An 18,046-nucleotide genomic window follows, 5' to 3' on the forward strand; every position below is an offset into this window, starting at 1 on the left:
AATCCATGGCCGATGCCGTCGGAACCGAGAACGCGCCCGCGCAACGAACATTCTTCGGCCACCCCGTGGGTCTGGCCAACCTCTTCGGGGTCGAGTTATGGGAGCGCTTCTCCTACTACGGGATGCTCACGATTCTCGGGTATTACCTGTACTACTCGCTCACCGAGGGCGGTCTCGGCTTACCCAAAGCCACTGCCACCGGCGTGGTTGGCGCCTACGGCGGACTGGTGTATCTGTCCACAGTCTTGGGCGGCTGGGTGGCCGACCGGTTGCTCGGCATGGAGCGGACGGTGCTCTACGGCGGCGTCGTGGTCATGTGCGGCCACATCGCGCTGGCGGTGCTGCCCGGACTGACGGGCGTCGGCGTCGGCCTGATACTGATCGCGCTGGGGTCCGGCGCGCTCAAAGCCAACGCCTCATCGCTGCTGGGCACGCTCTATGAGGATGGCGACCCTCGTCGCGACGGCGGATTCACGCTGTTCTATCTCGGTATCAACCTGGGTTCGTTCGTAGGCCCGCTGATCACCGGCCTCCTGCAGACCAAGGTGGGTTTCCACTACGGGTTCGGTGCCGCGGCCGTCGGTATGGCGCTGGGCCTGACCCAGTACGTGGTGTTCCGGCGCAATCTCGGCAGCAACGGCCGGACTCCTCCGAATCCGCTGTCCCGCAGTCATTTCGTGCGCACCGCGAGCATTGCCGCAGTGGTTGTGGCGGTGGTCGTCGTCGCCTTCGTCTTCGGTCTGATCACCCTGGCCACCCTCTCCCAGGTGACCACCGGGATTCTGGTCGTCGCCTCGATCGCCTACTTCGCGGTGATGCTGCGCAGCCCACGTGTCGAACCACTCGAGCGCACGCGGGTGCGGGCCTTCATCCCGCTGTTCATCGCCAACGCGGTGTTCTGGTCGCTGTTCCAGCAGATCTTCACCGTGCTCGCGGTGTACTCCGACGAGCGGATGAACTGGTCGATCTTCGGTTGGCGGGCACCGTCGAACTGGATCGGCTCGATAGAACCGGTGTGGATCATCCTGCTGTCGCCGGTGTTCGCGGCGATGTGGACCAAGCTGGGCCGGCGCGCACCCACCACCCCACGCAAGTTCGCCTACGGCGTCATCGGCATGGGCGTGGCGTTCCTGATGTTCCTGCCGATGGCCGGAACGACCGGACGCAGCGTGCCCGCACTGTTCGTGGCGGCGATCATGGCCGTCTTCGCGATCTCCGAGCTGATGCTGTCCCCGATCGGCCTCTCGGTCACGACACAGTTGGCCCCCAACGCATTTCGGGCGCAGATGATGGCGCTGTACTTTTTCTCGGTCGGACTGGGTACGTCGATGTCGGGTGTGCTGTCGGGGTACTACCACCCGGACCGCGAGTTCGCCTACTTCGGCATCCTCGGTGTCGTCGCGGTCGGGGTCGGCATCATCGTGTGGGCGTTCGCACCCCGGGTGAGCCGTTTGATGGAGGGCGTCCACTAGGGCTGCGCGTCGAGCAGCCGGACCATCTCGTCCCGCATCTCGACCTTGCGCACCTTCCCGGTGACGGTCATCGGGAACTCGTCGACCACTCGCACATAGCGGGGGATCTTGTAGTGGGCCAGTTGTCCGGCCGAGAACGCCCGTACGCCGTCGGCGTCCAGGGGTGTGCTGCCCGGACGCATCTTGATCCAGGCGCAGATCTCCTCGCCGAAGCGCGGGTCGGGCACACCGATCACCTGGACGTCGTCGATATCGGGGTGGGTGTGCAGGAATTCCTCGATCTCCCTGGGATAGACGTTCTCGCCGCCGCGAATCACCATGTCCTTGATCCGGCCGACGATCGTGCAGTAGCCGTCGTCTCGCATCACGGCCAGATCGCCGGTGTGCATCCAGCCCTCGTCGTCGATCGCCTCACGGGTCTTGCCCTCGTCGTTCCAGTAGCCGAGCATGACCGAGTAACCGCGAGTGCAGAATTCACCGGTCGCACCGCGCTCGACGACCGCACCGGTCTCCGGATCGACGATCTTGATCTCGACGTGCGGATGCGCGCGCCCTACGGTGGCTGTGCGTCGTTCCAGGTCGTCGTCGTGCAGCGTCTGGCAGGACACCGGCGAGGTTTCGGTCATCCCGTAGGCGATGGACACCTGCGTCATGTTGAGCTCGTCGACACAACGCTTCATGATCTCCACCGGGCAGGGGGCGCCTGCCATGATGCCGGTACGCAGCGACGAGACGTCACGGTGCGCGAGGTCCGGATGTCCGAGCACCGCGATGAACATCGTCGGCACCCCGTACAGCGCCGTGCAGCGTTCCTGTTCCACGGCGGCGAGAGTCGCGGCCGGATCGAAGCCGGCCGACGGAATCACCATCGTGGCGCCGTGGGTGGTGCAGCCGAGGTTGCCCATGACCATGCCGAAGCAGTGGTAGAACGGCACCGGAATGCACAGCCGATCGCCGGGACCGAAGTTGATCAGATCGGTGACGAAGTATCCGTTGTTGAGGATGTTGCGATGCGAGAGCACTGCGCCCTTCGGGGAACCCGTTGTCCCGGAGGTGTATTGGATGTTGATCGGATCCGACGGCGTCAGTGTGTCCATTCGGGCGCGCAACTGATCGGTGGACACCGTCTCCCCGCGCTGCCTCAGCGACTCCCAGTCCGAGGAGTCCAGGAACACCACCTCGGTCAGATCAGGCAACTCCTGGCGTACCTCGGCGACCATGTTGCGGTAGTGGGACGATTTGAACTCGGTGACCGACAACAGCATTCGGACGCCGGCGTGCTGCAGAACATAGGACAGCTCGTGAGTTCGGTACGCGGGGTTGATGGTGACCAGGATCGCGCCGGCCTTGGCTGTGGCGTACTGCACCACGGTCCACTCCGCGCAGTTGGGCGCCCAGATACCGACCCGGTCTCCCTTGCCGATGCCCGAGGCGATCAACGCCCGGGCCACCAGGTCGATCTCCCGATTCAGTTCGGCATAGGTCCACGACCGGCCCGTCGCGACCTCGACCAGCGCGTCGACACCCGCGTGTGCCGCGGCGGTGCGCTCGAAGTTGGCGCCGATCGTCTCGTCGAGCAGCGGAGCGCCGTCAGGTCCCGCCGCGTACGACGGGAGTGCACCGTACTGTTCGCGCAGAACGCCTTTCAGCACCTTGCCGCTGGCGTTGCGGGGTAGCGCGTCGACGACCGCGATACGCCGCGGGCGCTTGTAGGGTGCCAGGTGTTCGCGGCAGTGCGCCTCGATCTCGCCATCGGTCGGCGGATCGCCGGCCTCGCGGGCCACGATCACCGCCAGCGGCGTTTCGCCCCACTTCGCATCCGGCACGCCGATCACCGCGACCTCGGCGATCTTCGGGTGGGCCGCCAGGACGTTCTCCAGCTCGGCGCTGTAGATGTTCTCTCCGCCCGAAATGATCATGTCTTTCTTCCGGTCGACCACGTAGATGTAGCCATCCTCATCCTGCCGGACCAGGTCGCCGGAATGGAACCACCCGCCGTGGAAAGCTTCCGCGGTATGACCGGGGTTGTTCCAGTACCCCTTCATCACCAGCGGACCCTGGTAGACGATCTCGCCCACCGTCCCGGCGGCGACATCGTTCATGGCGTCGTCGACGATGCGGGCCTCGACGTTGAGCATCGGCGTTCCGACCGAACCGATCTTGCGGATCGCGTCGTCGCCGTGCAGCAGGCAGGTGATGGGGCTGCACTCGGTTTGTCCGAACGCCGCGACGATCTCGGCATCGGGGAACGCCTCGGTCATGCTCTGCAGCAATGTGGTGCTCGCGGGGGCCGCGCCCCACCAGATTCGCCGGAGATACGACAGGTCCCACTGCCCGAGGCGGTCCAACGCGCAGACTGCCTGCCACTGGGATGGGGTCATCCAACACGAGGTGACCCGCTCGCTGACGATGGTGCACACCGTCGCCTCGGCGTCGAACCCGCCCGAGGGCGGAATGATGACCGTGCCCCCGGTGAAGAATGCCGGCAGCATCCCGGACACGCCTGCGGTGTGGAACAGCGGTGCCACCCCCAGCCAGCAGTCGTCGGCGGCATGACCGAGCGTGGCGATCGAACTGAAGGCATGGAGATAGAGGTTGCGGTGCGTCAGCACAGCACCTTTCGGGAATCCGGTGGTGCCCGAGGTGTACATGATGAAGGCGGGTTCTTCGTCGCCGACGACGATGTCAACGGGCTCGCCGGGGGCGAGATCGATCGCGGTCTGGAAGTCGCCACCGATGGTCAGCACCGAATGCACCGACGCCGCCCGCGCCCGCTCGACGACAGGGGCCAGCGCCTCGTCGACCACGACCGCCGCCGCACCGCTGTCGGCCAGCAGGTAGGCGATCTCGTCGGCCACCAGACGGAAGTTCAGGGGTACGACGACCGCGCCCAGTCGCACGGTGGCGAACCAGGTCTCGACGACCTCCAGACTGTTCAGCCCCAGCACGGCGACCCGGTCTCCGCGGCCGATTCCGCGTTCGGACAGTGCGTTGGCCAATCTCGTTACCCGCGCGTCGATCTCGCCGAAGGTGGCGCGGCGGCGTGGGTCCACGAATCCGACGTTGTCCGGGCGCACCCGGGCGTGCCTGGCCAGGACATCGCTGAGAGTGATTCCCGTCGACGCGGACGTCATAGGCCGACCCGGTCGGCCAGGAGGGCTCGGTGCTGGCTGCTGCTGCCGAACAGCGCTTCGCATGCCTTTGCCCGGCGCAGATAACGGTGCAGCTCGTGCTCCCAGGTGAACGCGATGCCGCCGTGTACCTGGGTGGCGGTGTTGGCGCACAGGGTGAACGTATCCGCCGCCTGGGCCTTCACCAGAGGCGCGGCGACGGCCAGTTCACCGGGGTCGTCCGCGCTCATTGCCGCGAACATCACCGCCACCCGGGTCGCGTCGATTTCGATCGCCATCTCCGCGCACATGTGCTTGACCGCTTGGAACGTGCCGATCGGGCGATCGAATTGAGTTCTGCTGCAAGCGTACTCGATGCTGCGGGCCAGGCAGGATTCGGCGCCGCCGAGCATCTCGGCGGCCAGCAGTACCCGCGCGGTGTCCAGTACCTGGTCCAGTGCGTCCGGGACTGCGTCAAGACGTTCGGCGGCGGCCTGTCGTAGTGTCACCCGCGCAACCGGCCGGGAGGTGTCGAAGGACGGCAGCTCTGTCACGTCGACTCCTGGGGCAGCGGTGTCGACCACGTACAGCCCCACGTCGTCACCGGTGCGGGCGGCGACGACGAGCAGATCGGCGCCGTGACCGTGCACTACCGGACCGCACAGGCCGTCCAGGACGATGCGGCCGTCGTCTCGGGTGGCCGAGACCGTCGCCGCCGCCGCGTCACCGGCGCCCGGCCCGGTCACCGCGAATGCTGCCACGTGCGCCCCGCTGAGCAGGCCGGGCAGCAGGCGATGACGCTGTTCGTCGTCGCCCATGCGCAGCACCGCATGGACCGCGAAAACATGTGCCGCCAAGGGAAGTGGGCTCAGTGCGCGGCCGAACTCCTCGAACACGATGGCCGATTCCACCAGTGTTGCGCCGACGCCGCCGTACTCCATAGGCACGGCCAACCCGGGCAACTCCAGTTCGGTGCACACTCTGCGCCAGCCACGTTCGTCACGGCCGTGGACATGCAGGAAGTCACGGGTCGAATCCCGCAATGCCACGTGTTCGCTGCTGTATTGGAAGTCCATGTCAGCGCGGCTCCTTCGGAAGCCCGAGCAACTGCTCACCGATCACGGTGCGCTGGATCTGTGAGCTGCCGGCGTAGATGGTGGCGGCGCGCGCGTAGAGAAACTCGTCGAGCCAGCAGGAGACCGAATTCGCCGTGCCCGGCGCCGGGATGATCAGTGCGGCACCGTTTCCCGGACCGTCCGCGCAGAGCGCGTCGGTTCCGAGGATGTCGACGGCCAGATCGGTGTACCGGCGGAAGTATTCGCTCCAGACGACCTTGTTGATGGCGGCTTCCGCGCCGGGGCGTTTACCGTTCGACAAGGTGGTCAGGCCGCGGTAGCCCTGGTAGCGCAGGATCTGCACGCGGGAGTAGCACCACGCGAGTTCGTCGCGGATCAGCGGATCGGTGTGCCGGCCCCGCTCCCTGGCGAGCTGTCGCAGCCATTCCAGACCGCGGCCGAACTCGATTGCTGCCGTGGTGATCTGGGAGCCACGCTCAAAGCCGAGGACCGTCATCGCGGTTCCCCAGCCACCGCCGATCCCGCCGAGCACATCGCCGGCCTTGGCGCGGGCGTCGGTGAAGAAGACCTCTGAGAACGACGCGTGGCCGGCCGCGTTGACGATGGGCCGCACCACCACACCCGGCTGATCGACCGGCACCAACAACATCGACAGGCCTTTGTGCTTGGGCACCTCGGCGTCCGTGCGGGCCAAGACGAAGATCCAGTTGGCCGTCGGACCCGCCGACGTCCAGATCTTCTGCCCGTTGATCAGCCAGTGTTGTTCTCCCGTCGCTTCGCTCGCCCCGTCATCGCCCCCCTCCAACACAGCCTTCGTCCGCACCGATGCGAGATCCGACCCCGCCTCCGGTTCGGAGAAGCCCTGGCACCAGCGGTCCTCGCCGGAGAGGATGCGCGGCAGGAAATGCTTCTTCTGCTCCTCGGTGCCCAGGGCAATCAGGGTGTTGCCCAGCAGATCGATGCCGAACATGTCGTTCTCGTCGCGTTCGGGTGCTCCGCCGCGAGAGAATTCCTCGGCCAGCACCGCCTGCTCGATCACGGACAGACCGCCGCCGCCGTACTCCTTGGGCCAGGAGACCGCTACCAGTCCGCGGTCGGCCAGCACCTTGCGCCACTGGTGCCGGAGCTGCTCACGCTCCTCGGGTGGTAGCGCGCCGGGGCCGACCCAGCCGGCCGGCAGGTTTTCGGCCAGGAACGTCCGGATCTCGTCACGGAAGGCTTGCGCTTCGGGGGGATAGTCGATGTCCACCTGTGCTTCGCTCTCCCGATCAGGGCCGGTTCTTGGTGGCGGGCAGGATCTCCGGAGCGAGCCGCCAGTCCTCGAGTCCGTCCTCGACGGTCCCGATGCCCAGGGGATTGCCGTTCAGTTCGGCCCAATGCGAGTGATTGAGCTGGTGTAGCGAGAAGCAGGCGTCGAGCGCGGTGGAGAAGCCCATGGCATCCACGGTCTGGTTCACCGACTCCTTGATCAGCAGCGACGCGATTGTCGGCACCTTGGCGATGCGGCGGGCGAACTCGATGGTGCGCGCCGAGAGCTCATCGGACGGGAAGACCTTGCTGACCATCCCGAGCGCGTGGGCGTCATCGGCGCTCAGCGAGTCACCGGTGAGCAGCAATTCCTTGGCTTTGCGCGGGCCGAACTCCCAGGGGTGGCCGAAATACTCCACCCCGCACATCCCAAGCCTGGTACCGACCACGTCGGCGAAGGTCGTGTCTTCTGCGGCGACGATGAGATCGCAGCACCAGGTCAGCATCAGACCCGCCGACAAGACCAGTCCGTGCACCTCGGCGATGGTGATCTTGCGCAGGTTGCGCCAGCGCTTGGTGTTCTGGAAGAAGTAGTGCCATTCCTGCCGGTGCCGGGCATCGGCACCGGTCAGCGTTCCGCCATTGCATTGGTAGGAGGGGTGTTGACCCGCGCCGGTTGAGCGTTCCCGGACATCATCGGAGGAACCGAGGTCGTGGCCCGCCGAGAAGCAGGGGCCCGCGCCGCGCAGGATCACCACGCGCACGGTGTCGTCCTCTTCGGCCAGCTCGAATGCCGTCCCGAGTTCGACGAGCATTCCCCGGTTCTGCGCGTTGCGCTGTTTCGGGCGATCGAGCGTGATCACGGCGATCCGGCCGTCGTCGATCACGTCGTACCCGATGTAGTCGAAATGCTGCACGAATGCTCCCTTCCTTCGTTGCGTATGGCCGCCGCTGATGCAGCACGCTACGCGGATACCGATCAAAATGTCCATAGCCGATACGCTCTTTTGAAAACTAGCAGCTCAGTAAACAAGCAAGAAAAATGGTTCTTGCATCCGATCAAGTATCTTGCTAGTACTGTGTTGAACATCGCAGCAGAGGGGTTGCACCTCGCAGCCATCGGATCAGGTGCGCTTGCTCGACCACTACCGAGAGGGTTCAAGATGGAGATCGGACTTTTCCTGATGCCGGCGCATCCACCGGAGCGCAGCCTGTACGACGCGACCCAGTGGGACCTTGACCTGATCACGCTGGCTGACGAACTCGGCTACGTGGAGGCGTGGGTCGGTGAGCACTTCACGGTGCCGTGGGAACCGATCTGCGCGCCAGACCTATTGCTGGCTCAGGCGCTGCTGCGCACCAAGAACATCAAGCTGGCTCCCGGCGCGCATCTACTGCCGTATCACCATCCGGTCGAGCTGGCCCACCGGGTGGCGTACTTCGACCACCTCGCGCAGGGCCGGTTCATGCTCGGTGTCGGCGCCAGTGGCATCCCGGGGGACTGGGCACTGTTCGACGTCGACGGCCAGAACGGCGAGCACCGCGAGATGACTCGTGAGGCGCTCGAGATCATGCTGAAGGTCTGGACCGAGGATAAGCCGTGGGAGTTCCGTGGGAAGTACTGGAACGCCAACGGAATAGCGCCGATGTTCGAAGGCCTGATGAAGCGGCATATCAAGCCCTTCCAGGCTCCGCACCCCCGATCGGGGTGACCGGGTTCAGCGCGGGCTCCGAGACGCTGAAGATGGCCGGCGAGCGCGGCTACCTCCCGATGAGCCTGGACCTCAACACCGAATACGTTGCCTCGCACTGGGATGCGGTGCTCGAGGGTGCCGCCCGGTCCGGACGCACGCCGGATCGGAAAGACTGGCGGCTGGTCCGTGAGGTGGTTGTCGCCGAAACCGATGAACAGGCGTTCCGCTACGCGGTCGACGGCATGATGGGCCGCAACATGCGTGAGTACGTTCTGCCGACGTTCCGGATGTTCGGGATGACCAAGTTCTACAAGCACAACCCCTCGGTGCCCGACGAGGATGTGACGCCGGAGTACCTGGCGGAGAACACCTTTGTGGTCGGGTCCGTCGAGACCGTGGTGGACAAGCTGGAGGCCACCTACGACCAGGTCGGTGGCTTCGGGCATCTGCTGATCCTCGGATTCGACTACCTCGACAATCCGGGTCCGTGGAAGGAATCCATGCGGCTGCTGGCCGAGGAGGTCATGCCGCGCCTCAATGCCCGAATCGCCAAGAAGCCCGTGTCGGCGATCGTCTGAGGAGAAGGCCGAAAGACATGCAGATGCCCGAGATCACCGTGCGGTATTCGGACGGAACGTGCAAGACGATGGCGGTGCAACAGGACCAGTCGATTCTGGAGGCAGCCGAGGAAAACGGCATCGCGATCGTCAACGAATGCCAAAGCGGGATCTGCGGGACCTGCGTGGCCACCTGTGTCGCAGGCGATTACGAGATGGGGCGCACCGAAGGGCTGTCCGAAGTCGAACGCGACGCCCGTAAGGTCTTGACCTGTCAGACGTTCGCCAAGTCCGACTGCCTGATCAGCGTGCAGTACCCCGCCGACGACAACGCCGCCCGGTTGGTCACCGGTACCGGCGTGGTCACCGCGGTGGAGCACGTGTCCCCGACGACGGCGCTACTGCGCGTCGACGTCTCGGGACTCGGACCACTGGTCTATCTGCCCGGGCAGTTCGCCCAGTTGCAGGTGCCCGGCAGCACTGTATGGCGCAACTACTCCTATGCGCATCCGGCCGACGGACGCACCGAGGTGGAGTTCATCGTCCGGCTGCTACCCCAGGGCGTGATGTCGGACTATCTGCGTGAGAAGGCCCAACCCGGTGATCGAATTGCCATGCGGTGTAGCAAGGGCGGCTTCTACCTGCGACCGACTGCGCGCACGGTGGTCCTGGTGGCCGGCGGCACCGGGCTGTCGGCGATCCTCGCGATGGCGCAGAGTCTGAATGACGACCACCGCGGGACGGTCCATCTGCTCTACGGTGTCAGCGAGGTCGACGACCTGTGCAAGCTCGACGAGCTCGAGGCACTGAAGCGGCGGTTGCCCGGGCTGGAAGTCCACACCGTCGTCTCGCGTCCGAGTGCCCAGTGGACTGGAGCGGTGGGCCGGGTCACCGATCTGCTCGACGCGCGCATGTTCGACGGCGGTAACGCCGACGTCTATCTGTGCGGTCCGGCCGGGTTGATCACCGACACCCGGAAATGGCTTGACGACAACGGTATCCACGGCACCGGCCTGTACTACGAGAAGTTCGTGGCCAGCGGTGCCGCGCGCCGGCGAACAGCACCACGACTGGATTACGCGACGGTCGATCTGGCCGATGTCCGCCGTCGCGGACGTGGCACCGCGGTGGTGGTCGGCGGGAGCATCGCGGGAATCGCCGCGGCCAAGGTGCTCAGTGAGACCTTCGACAAGGTCATCGTCCTGGAAAAGGATGCACCGCACACCCGCCGCGAGGGCAGGCCGGGCGCGGCGCAGGGCTGGCACCTGCACCATCTGCTCACCGCGGGGCGCATCGAACTGGAGCGGTTCTTCCCCGGAATCATCGACGACATGGTCCGCGAGGGCGCGTTCGACGTCGACATGGCCGCCCAGTACCGCATCCGGCTCGGCGGTAGCTGGAAGAAACCGGGCACCGGACCGATCCAGATCGTCTGTGCCGCAAGACCCTTGCTGGAGTGGTGCGTTCGACGCCGCCTCGACGACGAACCGCGGATCAGCTTCCGCTATGAATCCGAAGTGGCCGATCTGGTCTACGATCGTGCCGATGACACCGTGATCGGTGTCGCCATCGCCGGAGACGGTGACGAACTCGGCGTCATACCAGCCGAATTCGTGGTCGACGCATCAGGGAAGAACACCCGCTTCCCGGAGTTCCTGGACCGTATCGGCGTCGGGGCGCCGGAAGTCGAGCAGGACATCATCAACTGCTTCTACTCCACCATGTTCCACCACGTGCCGCCGGAGCGGCAGTGGGACGACAAAGTGATGGTCATCTGTTACGCGTACCGTCCATATGAGGACACCTACGCCGCGCAGTACTACACCGACAGCTCACGTTCCATCCTGTCCACATCGCTGGTGGCCTACAACTGCTATTCGCCACCGCGCACGGCGCAGGAGTTCCGTGAGTTCGCCAACCGGATGCCGTCAGCGGTGATCGGGGAGAACATCGACGGCCTCGAACCGGCCTCGCCGATCTACAACTTCCGCTATCCCAACATGCTGCGGCTGCACTATGAGAAGAAGCGCAACCTGCCGCGCGCACTCGTGGTCGTCGGGGACGCCTACACCAGTGCCGACCCGGTATCCGGACTCGGGATGACCCTGGCGCTCAAGGAAGTCCGGGAAATGCAGCTGCTGCTGGCCAAGTACGGGCCCACCGACCCGGATCTGCCTCGGCGCTACTTCCGCACGATCGCCAAGTTGGCCGACACCGCCTGGTTCGTGATCCGGGAACAGAACCTGCGGTTCGACTGGCTCAAGGACGCCGACAAGAAGCGACCGTTCTACTTCGGCGCATTGACCTGGTACATGGACCGCGTGATGGAGTTGGTACACGACGACCCGGAGACCTATAACGAGTTCCTGGCCGTCGTGCATCTGGTCAAACCCGCCGCCGCACTGATGACGCCGAAGGTGGCGGCACGCGTGGTCGGCAAATGGGCTCGGACCAAACTCTCCGGCCAGAAGACCCTCATCGCGCGCAACTACGAGAACAGCACCATTCCAACCGTCGACGATCTGATCCGAACCGAGGAAGTATCAATCGGTTTGGCTGCCACCCGGTCCCATTAGAGAAGAGGTCGTGATGTCGCAGACCCATCGGATGCTCAACTGCCGTGGCACCCGGATCCACGCCGTGGAGGAGGGCGAGGGGCCGTTGGTGGTGTTGGTCCACGGCTTCCCCGAGTCGTGGTACTCGTGGCGCCACCAGATTCCGGTGCTCGCCGAGGCGGGTTACCGGGTGGTGGCCATCGACCAGCGGGGCTACGGCCAGTCCTCGAAGTACCGCGTGCAGACCGCGTATCGGATCAAGGAACTGGTCGGTGACGTTCTCGGCGTGATCGACGCCTACGGCGAGAAGCAGGCCGTGGTCATCGGGCACGACTGGGGTGCCCCGGTCGCCTGGACATTCGCCTGGCTGCACCCCGAGCGGTGTCGTGGTGTGGTCGGGATCAGCGTGCCGTTCGCCGGACGAGGAGTGATCGGGTTGCCCGGCAGCCCGTTCGGTGAACACCGGCCCAACGACTACCACCTGGAACTGGCCGGCCCGGGCAAGGTCTGGTACCAGGACTACTTCTCCGAGCAGGACGGCATCATCGCCGAGGTCGAAGAGGATCTGCGCAGCTGGCTGCTCGGTCTGACCTATACGGTGTCCGGCGATGCGATGGCCGCCGCGACGCAGGCCGCCGAGGCGGCCGGGGTGGATCTCGCCGCGATGGATCCGATCGAGGTGATCCGGTCCGGCCCGCTGTGCATGCCGCACGGTGCGCGTCTCAAGGATGCTTTCGTCTATCCCGAGACCATGCCAGAGTGGTTCACCGACGCTGATCTCGACTTCTACGCAGGCGAATTCGAGCGATCCGGACTCGGCGGACCGTTGAGCTTCTATCACAACATCGACAACGACTGGCACGACCTCGCCGAGTACGAGGGCACCCCGCTGACCCCGCCCGCACTCTTCATCGGCGGTCAGTACGACGTCGGCACCACCTGGGGTGCCGAGGCGGCCGAACGTGCGCACGAGGTGATGCCCAACTACTGCGGCACCCACATGGTGGACGGCGTCGGGCATTGGATCCAGCAGGAGCAACCCAAGGAGACCAATCGGCTACTGCTCGATTTCCTTGGCGGACTGAGCTAGTGGTGTCCCGACGATGAAGACCGCGTATGGACGGGTACGGCGCGCCATCGCCGCCGTGGCCACCGGTCGTGCCGCCATCGTGGTCGACGACTCGGAGGACCAGGGCTATCTCGTGTTCGCCGCGGATGCCGCCACGGCACAACTGCTCGCGTTCACGGTCCGGCACACCTCCGGTTACGTGCGGATCGCCCTGCCCGGTGCGGACTGTGAGCGGCTCAACCTGCCGCCGGTGTGTCATCGAGACGGTGAGACAGTGGGTATCGCCGCTCAGCGGGTGACGGTGGACTTTCGCGAGACCGGCACCGGGATCTCGGCGATCGACCGGGCCCGCACCATCGCCGCACTCGCCGACGCCGAGTCCACGGTCGCCGACTTCCGCCGGCCCGGACATGTGATCCCGGTGCAGGCCGGGCAGCACGGGGTGCTCGGCCGGTCCGCCGGTGCGGCCGAGGCGGCAGTCGACCTGGCCCGTCTCGGTATGCGACGGCCTGCGGGCGTGTTGTGCGAGATTGTGTCGCAACGAAACCCGGCGGGCATGGCGGATCGCCCCGAGTTGGTGTCGTTCGCGGGCCGGCATGGCTTGCCGCTCATCTCGGTGGCGGAGCTGGCGACGTACCGGCGCCGCACCGAGCCGCAGGTCGTGCGTTCGGCGGAGACCACACTGCCGACCGATTCGGGTACCTTCACGGTGGTCGGCTACCGCGATCCCCGAGAAGGATCCGAGCACCTTGCGGTGATCGCCGGCAATGCCGGTGCGGACGCGCCGATGCCGTTGCACATCCACCTCGAATGCCTCGGGGGTGACGTGTTCGGTTCGCTGGCCTGCGCTTGCGGTACGGAACTGGCCCATGCGGTCGCCGCGATGCAGGCCCGTGGCACCGGCATGATCATCTACCTGCGGCCGCCGACCGCCCGCGCCTGCGGTCTGCTGTCCGGCGCGACGACACCGGATCTGCTGTCCGAGACCGTCGCATGGATTCTGCGCGACCTCGGCGTGTACACCGTCCGGTTGTCCGACGACGCCCCGGAGCTCGGGCTGCTCATGTTCGGCGCCATCCGGGAACATGGTCTGCACGTCGAATCGGCTGCGACGGTGTGGCCGGTGGCAGGCTGACACATGCTCGTACGCAACGGGTTCGCAGAGGAGAAGCGATGACGCATCCCGACCTGGCCGGCAAGTCCGCGATTGTGACCGGGGCGGGTGCCGGCATCGGTTTGGCCATCGCCCGGCGGCTGGCAGCCGAAGGGTGCCAGGTCCTGTGTGCGGACATCAACGCCGACACCGCGAAGTCCGCGGCGGCCGAGATCGGCGGCGGTGCCGTCGGTCACCAGGTCGACGTGAGCGACGAGTCGCAGGTGGCCGGGATGGTCGAGGCATGCGTCGCAGAGTTCGGTGGCGTCGACAAGCTTGTTGCGAATGCCGGTGTCGTGCATTTCGCCCCGCTGCTGGACACCGAAGTCGCTGACTTCGACCGGGTGATCGGAATCAACCTGCGCGGCGCCTGGCTGTGCACCAAGCACGCCGCGCCCCGAATGGTCGAGCGCGGGGGTGGTGCCATCGTCAACATGTCCTCCCTCGGGGGCCAGGTCGCCGCCGCGGGCACCGCGGCCTATGGGATGTCCAAGGCGGGGATCATTCACCTCAGCCGGATCACCGCCGCCGAACTCCGCACGGCCAACGTGCGATCTAATGCCCTGCTGCCGGCGTTCGTCGACACCCCGATGCAGCAGACCGCGATGACGATGTTCGACGAGGCGCTCGGAGAGGGCGGGGCCGACACGATGATCGGTCGTCTGCAGGGCCGGATGGCCGGACCGGACGAGATGGCGGGCATCGTCGCCTTCCTGCTCTCCGACGACGCGTCGATGATCAACGGGACGACGCAGGTCGCTGACGGCGGAACTCTCGCGGCGCTGTGGTGATCGGTCTTTTCGCCGGACTGCTAGGGTCCGTCTGCTTGGCTGGTCAAGATTGCCAGCGCGATAGCGGTCATCTCCTGCGCGACGTCGGTCCTGCGGGTGAGATGCCATGTCCGCGAGACATCTTCGATGAAGCTGACCGCGGCCGCGACCAGTAGTCGGGCCTGCGCGACGGTGGTCTGTGGGGTCAGGGTGCGAATGAGGTCGATCCACAACCCGTCGCGGTCGGCCTGGTTCCTGACGACGCTCTCGCGTACCTCGTCGGAGGCCGATGACAGTTCGGTGATCGACACCGAGACCAGGTCGGGGTCGTCCAGGCTGATCCGTACCCGCCCGGCTACGAGCTGGCCGAGCCGTTGCGCCGCAGGAGCATTCGTCCGTAGCACCCGGATGCACTCCAGGGCCGACCATTCGTCGAGCCGGCGTACCAGGGTGTCGAGGATGGCCTGCTTGGAGGAGAAGGAACGGTACAGGCCGGGTCCTGCGATTCCGACGGTCTTGCCGATGTCGGCAGTGCTCACAGCCGGATATCCACGGGCCCGGAACAACTGCGCACCTGCGGCCAGCAGCGTCTCGTAACGCGAGAACGCCGCCGACTCTCGACCTGCCGGACCCTCCATCGGTTCGAGTGCTCCGACCGGTACGGCACGCGCGGCAGCCATGCACGCCCGGTACAGCAGGACCCTCAGCTCGGTGCCGGGAAGGCTGAGGCTGTGTCGCCCAAGGCTTGTCAGGGTGCTGGACACGGCCCATGCCCGTAGCTCGGCGTGTGGGGGACTCAGCTCCGGCATCTCCAGGCGCACGCCGGCCTGCATGCCCGCCACGATGGCGTTGATCCGTTGCCGAACCTCGGCGCGGTCGTCGTCGGTGAGATACCGGGCCTCGCGTTGCCACAGCACGGTCAGCGCTCGGGTCTCGACGGCCGCCGCGATCAGGTCGGGCAACTCGTCATGGAGCGGGCGGGCGGCCGCCTCGGGTGTGCGCCCCTCGGGATTGCGGAAACTCTGGTATTCGTCCTGCGCGTTGAGAATCACCGCGGTGAGCAACGCCTGTTTGTTGTCGTAGTGGCGGTACAGGGCGCGAGCCGTCACGCCGGCGGCCTCCGCGATCTCCTCCAGTTTCACCGAATGGAACCCGCGGTCGATGAACAACCGGGCGGCCTGATCGAGGATCTGCTTCTTGCGGTCCTTCGGCCTGCGCCTGACGGCCGGGACGGTTGGCTGCATCGCTGGCGTGTCCCTTCCTGACGGCCGGATTGGAACATCCTCCCAGATCGCCTCTTCGCCGGTTGCAGAACGTAACAAAAAAGTACATTGATGCGAGAAATAGCGTTATTGCGTGGCTTATTCGGCTGTCACAGCCCGGATAAAACTGTTATCAGCTATAGACATAAATCACCATCCCGCGTACGCTCGCGGAGGTGATCGGTCGTCTCGACACCGCGGTGAAGACATCTGGCGGGACTTCGCTGAGCCGTCTGCCTGCCGTGGTGGGCGGCACCGCCCGGGCGCGAAGCGCCGTGCAGGAGCCCGGCTCCGGCGGTCTCGTCGCCGGCGTGCAGGACGCCGTCAGTCAACTGGTTCTGGCGTCATCGATGAACGAACTGCTCGGGTTGGCGGCCGAGGCGGCGGCTAGAATCGGGTTCACCCGCGTTCTGTTCTCCAGGATCGACCACGGGATCTGGGTGACGCATAATGCCTACACCGCTGGTGATGCCGATTTCGCCGAGCAGCTCGTGGCTTTCGGAACCGCGCACTCTCAGCAGTTGGCCGGTCAACTGCTGGAATCCGAGATGCTGCTGAGTGGCGCCCCAATCCTGGTGTGCGATGCGCAATCTCATCCCCGGGTGTTCCACAAGATCGTGAAGTTCACCCGGACCACCGACTACGTGGCCGCACCGGTCCACGTGTGGGGCGCTCCGGTGGCGATGATCCACGCTGATCGATACCCGGACCGCAGTGTCCAGGACATCGACCGCGACCTACTCGGCCTGTACGCCGGCGGTCTGGGTCTCGCCATCGAGCGGGCCCAACTCGCCGACCGGCTGAAAGTGATCAACCAGGCATCGACATCCCTGGGTGACCGGGCCGGCGACGACGGTCCGGTCGGCCCGTCGGCCCAGCAGCCTCCACCGCGGCTGGCCGCGGTGTCGCCGTTGCCGCGCGCCGAGCGAGCCACTGAGCGGCTGTCGCCGCGCGAGTGGGATGTGTTGCGCAGCATCGCCCTCGGCAAGACGAACGCGCAGATAGCCGCCACCCTGTTCCTGACGGAGAACACGGTGAAAGTACATGTCAAGCACATTCTGCGAAAATTGGGTGCCGCCAACAGAACTGAGGCCGCCGCGCTGTATCACCGGCTCACCCGGCGCGGCCCGTGCGACTAGGGCGTCACGCCGTCGCCATCGGCGTCCATGGTGCCGTCGAGTTGACGAAGGCTTCGAGCGAGTCCGCAACGGCGGCGGGCGCTTCCAGCTGAGGTGTGTGTCCGACGCCGGGCAGGATCAGCAGCCGACTGCCAGGAAGAGCTGCGTGCGCAGCCCGAGCGTGGGCGACGGGGATGATCGGGTCCTGCTCGCCCCACACCAGTGAGACGGGCAGGCCGTGGGTGACGTCCAACCGTGAACGAGCACTGACTGCCTGCCCGCGGTAGTCGACCACCGAGCGCAGGGTGCGCAGAAATGCTTGGCGGGTGGGGCGATCTGACAGCGAGGCATAGGCTTCCCACGTCTCGGTCGTCGCCATCTGAGGTGGCCGGACCGATTCCAGCCGGCTCAGAAGTCGATTGCCGACGGCAACAACTGATTTCGGTGCGATCAGCGGTGCGATGAGTTCGGCGGCCGGCGAGGCGAGTAGCCGCAAACTCAGGCCCACCTCGGCCCCCAGTCCGCCACTGGCGATCAGCGCGAGCCGTTCACAGTATTCGGGATGCTGGTGAACGAACTGCATGCCGATACCCCCGCCGAGGGAGTGCCCCACTATCGTCGCCCGAGGAATCTCCAACTCGTCGAGGAAATTTCGCAACCACACCGCGAAGGCGCCCAGCGAGTAGTCGGTCCGCGGCTTCGCTGACTGGCCGTGACCGAGCAGGTCCGGCGCCACCACCCGAAAATGTTCGGACAGCTGTGGGGTGACCGCGCGCCACGTGCGTGAGCTACTGCCGATCCCATGCAACATCACCAGGGCGGGGCCGCGCCCGCTGTCCCGGTAGGCGACGAGTTCGCCGTGCAGCCGCACGTACTTGAGCCCAGTCATGGAACCTCCTAAGTTACCCACTAGTAACCTACGGTACCGTAACCACGGCTTCACCGTCGAATTCGGCGCGGCC

Annotated in this window: 12 protein-coding genes and 2 pseudogenes; 7 read left to right on the forward strand and 7 right to left on the reverse strand. The window is 65.9% G+C overall.

What is annotated here, in order from left to right:
- Window positions 1-5 precede the first annotated feature (5 nt).
- Window positions 6-1,472 (forward strand): peptide MFS transporter, encoded by a 1,467-nt coding sequence (locus D3H54_RS01910; protein ID WP_149377617.1) that lies wholly within the window; start codon window positions 6-8, stop codon window positions 1,470-1,472.
- Here the strand turns inward: D3H54_RS01910 and D3H54_RS31595 are convergent.
- The 5 genes and pseudogenes from D3H54_RS31595 to D3H54_RS01930 all read right to left on the reverse strand — a co-directional run bounded on the left by D3H54_RS31595 (window position 1,469) and on the right by D3H54_RS01930 (window position 7,823).
- Window positions 1,469-3,109 (reverse strand): AMP-binding protein, encoded by a 1,641-nt coding sequence (locus D3H54_RS31595; protein ID WP_286199351.1) that lies wholly within the window; start codon window positions 3,107-3,109, stop codon window positions 1,469-1,471. The two genes, D3H54_RS01910 and D3H54_RS31595, sit on opposite strands and share 4 nt — an antisense overlap.
- Window positions 3,104-4,669: pseudogene (locus tag D3H54_RS31600) on the reverse strand (long-chain-fatty-acid--CoA ligase); the annotation flags it as partial. The pseudogene D3H54_RS31600 and the gene D3H54_RS31595, both read right to left, overlap by 6 nt.
- A complete protein-coding gene (locus D3H54_RS01920; RefSeq protein ID WP_149377619.1) occupies window positions 4,603-5,658 on the reverse strand; it encodes an acyl-CoA dehydrogenase family protein in 1,056 nt (351 codons plus the stop codon). The gene D3H54_RS01920 and the pseudogene D3H54_RS31600, both read right to left, overlap by 67 nt.
- A gap of 1 nt (window position 5,659) precedes the next feature.
- Entirely contained in the window at window positions 5,660-6,907 is a 1,248-nt protein-coding gene (locus D3H54_RS01925; RefSeq protein ID WP_149377620.1) for an acyl-CoA dehydrogenase family protein, read from the reverse strand.
- Between the two features lie 19 nt (window positions 6,908-6,926).
- The gene (locus D3H54_RS01930; RefSeq protein WP_149377621.1) at window positions 6,927-7,823 is read right to left on the reverse strand and encodes an enoyl-CoA hydratase; all 897 of its coding nucleotides are present in this window, start codon (window positions 7,821-7,823) and stop codon (window positions 6,927-6,929) included.
- Between the two features lie 246 nt (window positions 7,824-8,069).
- Here D3H54_RS01930 and D3H54_RS01935 point away from each other — a divergent pair.
- The 5 genes and pseudogenes from D3H54_RS01935 to D3H54_RS01955 all read left to right on the forward strand — a co-directional run bounded on the left by D3H54_RS01935 (window position 8,070) and on the right by D3H54_RS01955 (window position 14,725).
- Window positions 8,070-9,178 (forward strand): annotated as a pseudogene (locus D3H54_RS01935) (LLM class flavin-dependent oxidoreductase).
- Between the two features lie 17 nt (window positions 9,179-9,195).
- Window positions 9,196-11,733, forward strand: a complete 2,538-nt coding sequence (locus D3H54_RS01940) for a 2Fe-2S iron-sulfur cluster-binding protein (protein ID WP_149377622.1) — start codon at window positions 9,196-9,198, stop codon at window positions 11,731-11,733.
- A gap of 13 nt (window positions 11,734-11,746) precedes the next feature.
- Window positions 11,747-12,802 (forward strand): alpha/beta fold hydrolase, encoded by a 1,056-nt coding sequence (locus tag D3H54_RS01945; RefSeq protein ID WP_149377623.1) that lies wholly within the window; start codon window positions 11,747-11,749, stop codon window positions 12,800-12,802.
- Window positions 12,803-12,815: 13 nt separating this feature from the next.
- A complete protein-coding gene (locus tag D3H54_RS01950; RefSeq protein ID WP_149377624.1) occupies window positions 12,816-13,916 on the forward strand; it encodes a 3,4-dihydroxy-2-butanone-4-phosphate synthase in 1,101 nt (366 codons plus the stop codon).
- A 38-nt stretch (window positions 13,917-13,954) separates the two neighbouring features.
- Window positions 13,955-14,725, forward strand: a complete 771-nt coding sequence (locus D3H54_RS01955) for an SDR family oxidoreductase (protein ID WP_149377625.1) — start codon at window positions 13,955-13,957, stop codon at window positions 14,723-14,725.
- Window positions 14,726-14,745: 20 nt separating this feature from the next.
- Here D3H54_RS01955 and D3H54_RS01960 read toward each other — a convergent pair whose 3' ends face one another.
- A complete protein-coding gene (locus D3H54_RS01960) occupies window positions 14,746-15,948 on the reverse strand; it encodes a TetR/AcrR family transcriptional regulator (protein WP_149377626.1) in 1,203 nt (400 codons plus the stop codon).
- Between the two features lie 194 nt (window positions 15,949-16,142).
- Between D3H54_RS01960 and D3H54_RS01965 the strand changes: the two genes are divergently transcribed.
- On the forward strand, window positions 16,143-17,105 hold the full coding sequence (locus tag D3H54_RS01965; protein WP_149377627.1) for a response regulator transcription factor: 963 nt from the start codon (window positions 16,143-16,145) through the stop codon (window positions 17,103-17,105).
- Between the two features lie 4 nt (window positions 17,106-17,109).
- On the opposite strand, the gene D3H54_RS01970 is transcribed toward D3H54_RS01965, so the two are convergent.
- Entirely contained in the window at window positions 17,110-17,973 is an 864-nt protein-coding gene (locus D3H54_RS01970; RefSeq protein WP_149377628.1) for an alpha/beta fold hydrolase, read from the reverse strand.
- Window positions 17,974-18,046: the final 73 nt, after the last annotated feature.

Source organism: Mycobacterium sp. ELW1 (genome assembly GCF_008329905.1).
Classification (GTDB): domain Bacteria; phylum Actinomycetota; class Actinomycetes; order Mycobacteriales; family Mycobacteriaceae; genus Mycobacterium.

What these genes read in the sequence shown, in the direction of transcription:
- D3H54_RS01955 (WP_149377625.1), top strand. Translation starts at nt 13,955, where the DNA reads ATGACGCATCCCGACCTGGCCGGCAAGTCCGCGATTGTGACCGGGGCG.
- D3H54_RS01945 (WP_149377623.1), top strand. Translation starts at nt 11,747, where the DNA reads ATGTCGCAGACCCATCGGATGCTCAACTGCCGTGGCACCCGGATCCAC.
- D3H54_RS01960 (WP_149377626.1), bottom strand. Translation starts at nt 15,948, where the DNA reads ATGCAGCCAACCGTCCCGGCCGTCAGGCGCAGGCCGAAGGACCGCAAG.
- D3H54_RS01950 (WP_149377624.1), top strand. Translation starts at nt 12,816, where the DNA reads ATGAAGACCGCGTATGGACGGGTACGGCGCGCCATCGCCGCCGTGGCC.
- D3H54_RS01940 (WP_149377622.1), top strand. Translation starts at nt 9,196, where the DNA reads ATGCAGATGCCCGAGATCACCGTGCGGTATTCGGACGGAACGTGCAAG.
- D3H54_RS01910 (WP_149377617.1), top strand. Translation starts at nt 6, where the DNA reads ATGGCCGATGCCGTCGGAACCGAGAACGCGCCCGCGCAACGAACATTC.
- D3H54_RS01970 (WP_149377628.1), bottom strand. Translation starts at nt 17,973, where the DNA reads ATGACTGGGCTCAAGTACGTGCGGCTGCACGGCGAACTCGTCGCCTAC.
- D3H54_RS01920 (WP_149377619.1), bottom strand. Translation starts at nt 5,658, where the DNA reads ATGGACTTCCAATACAGCAGCGAACACGTGGCATTGCGGGATTCGACC.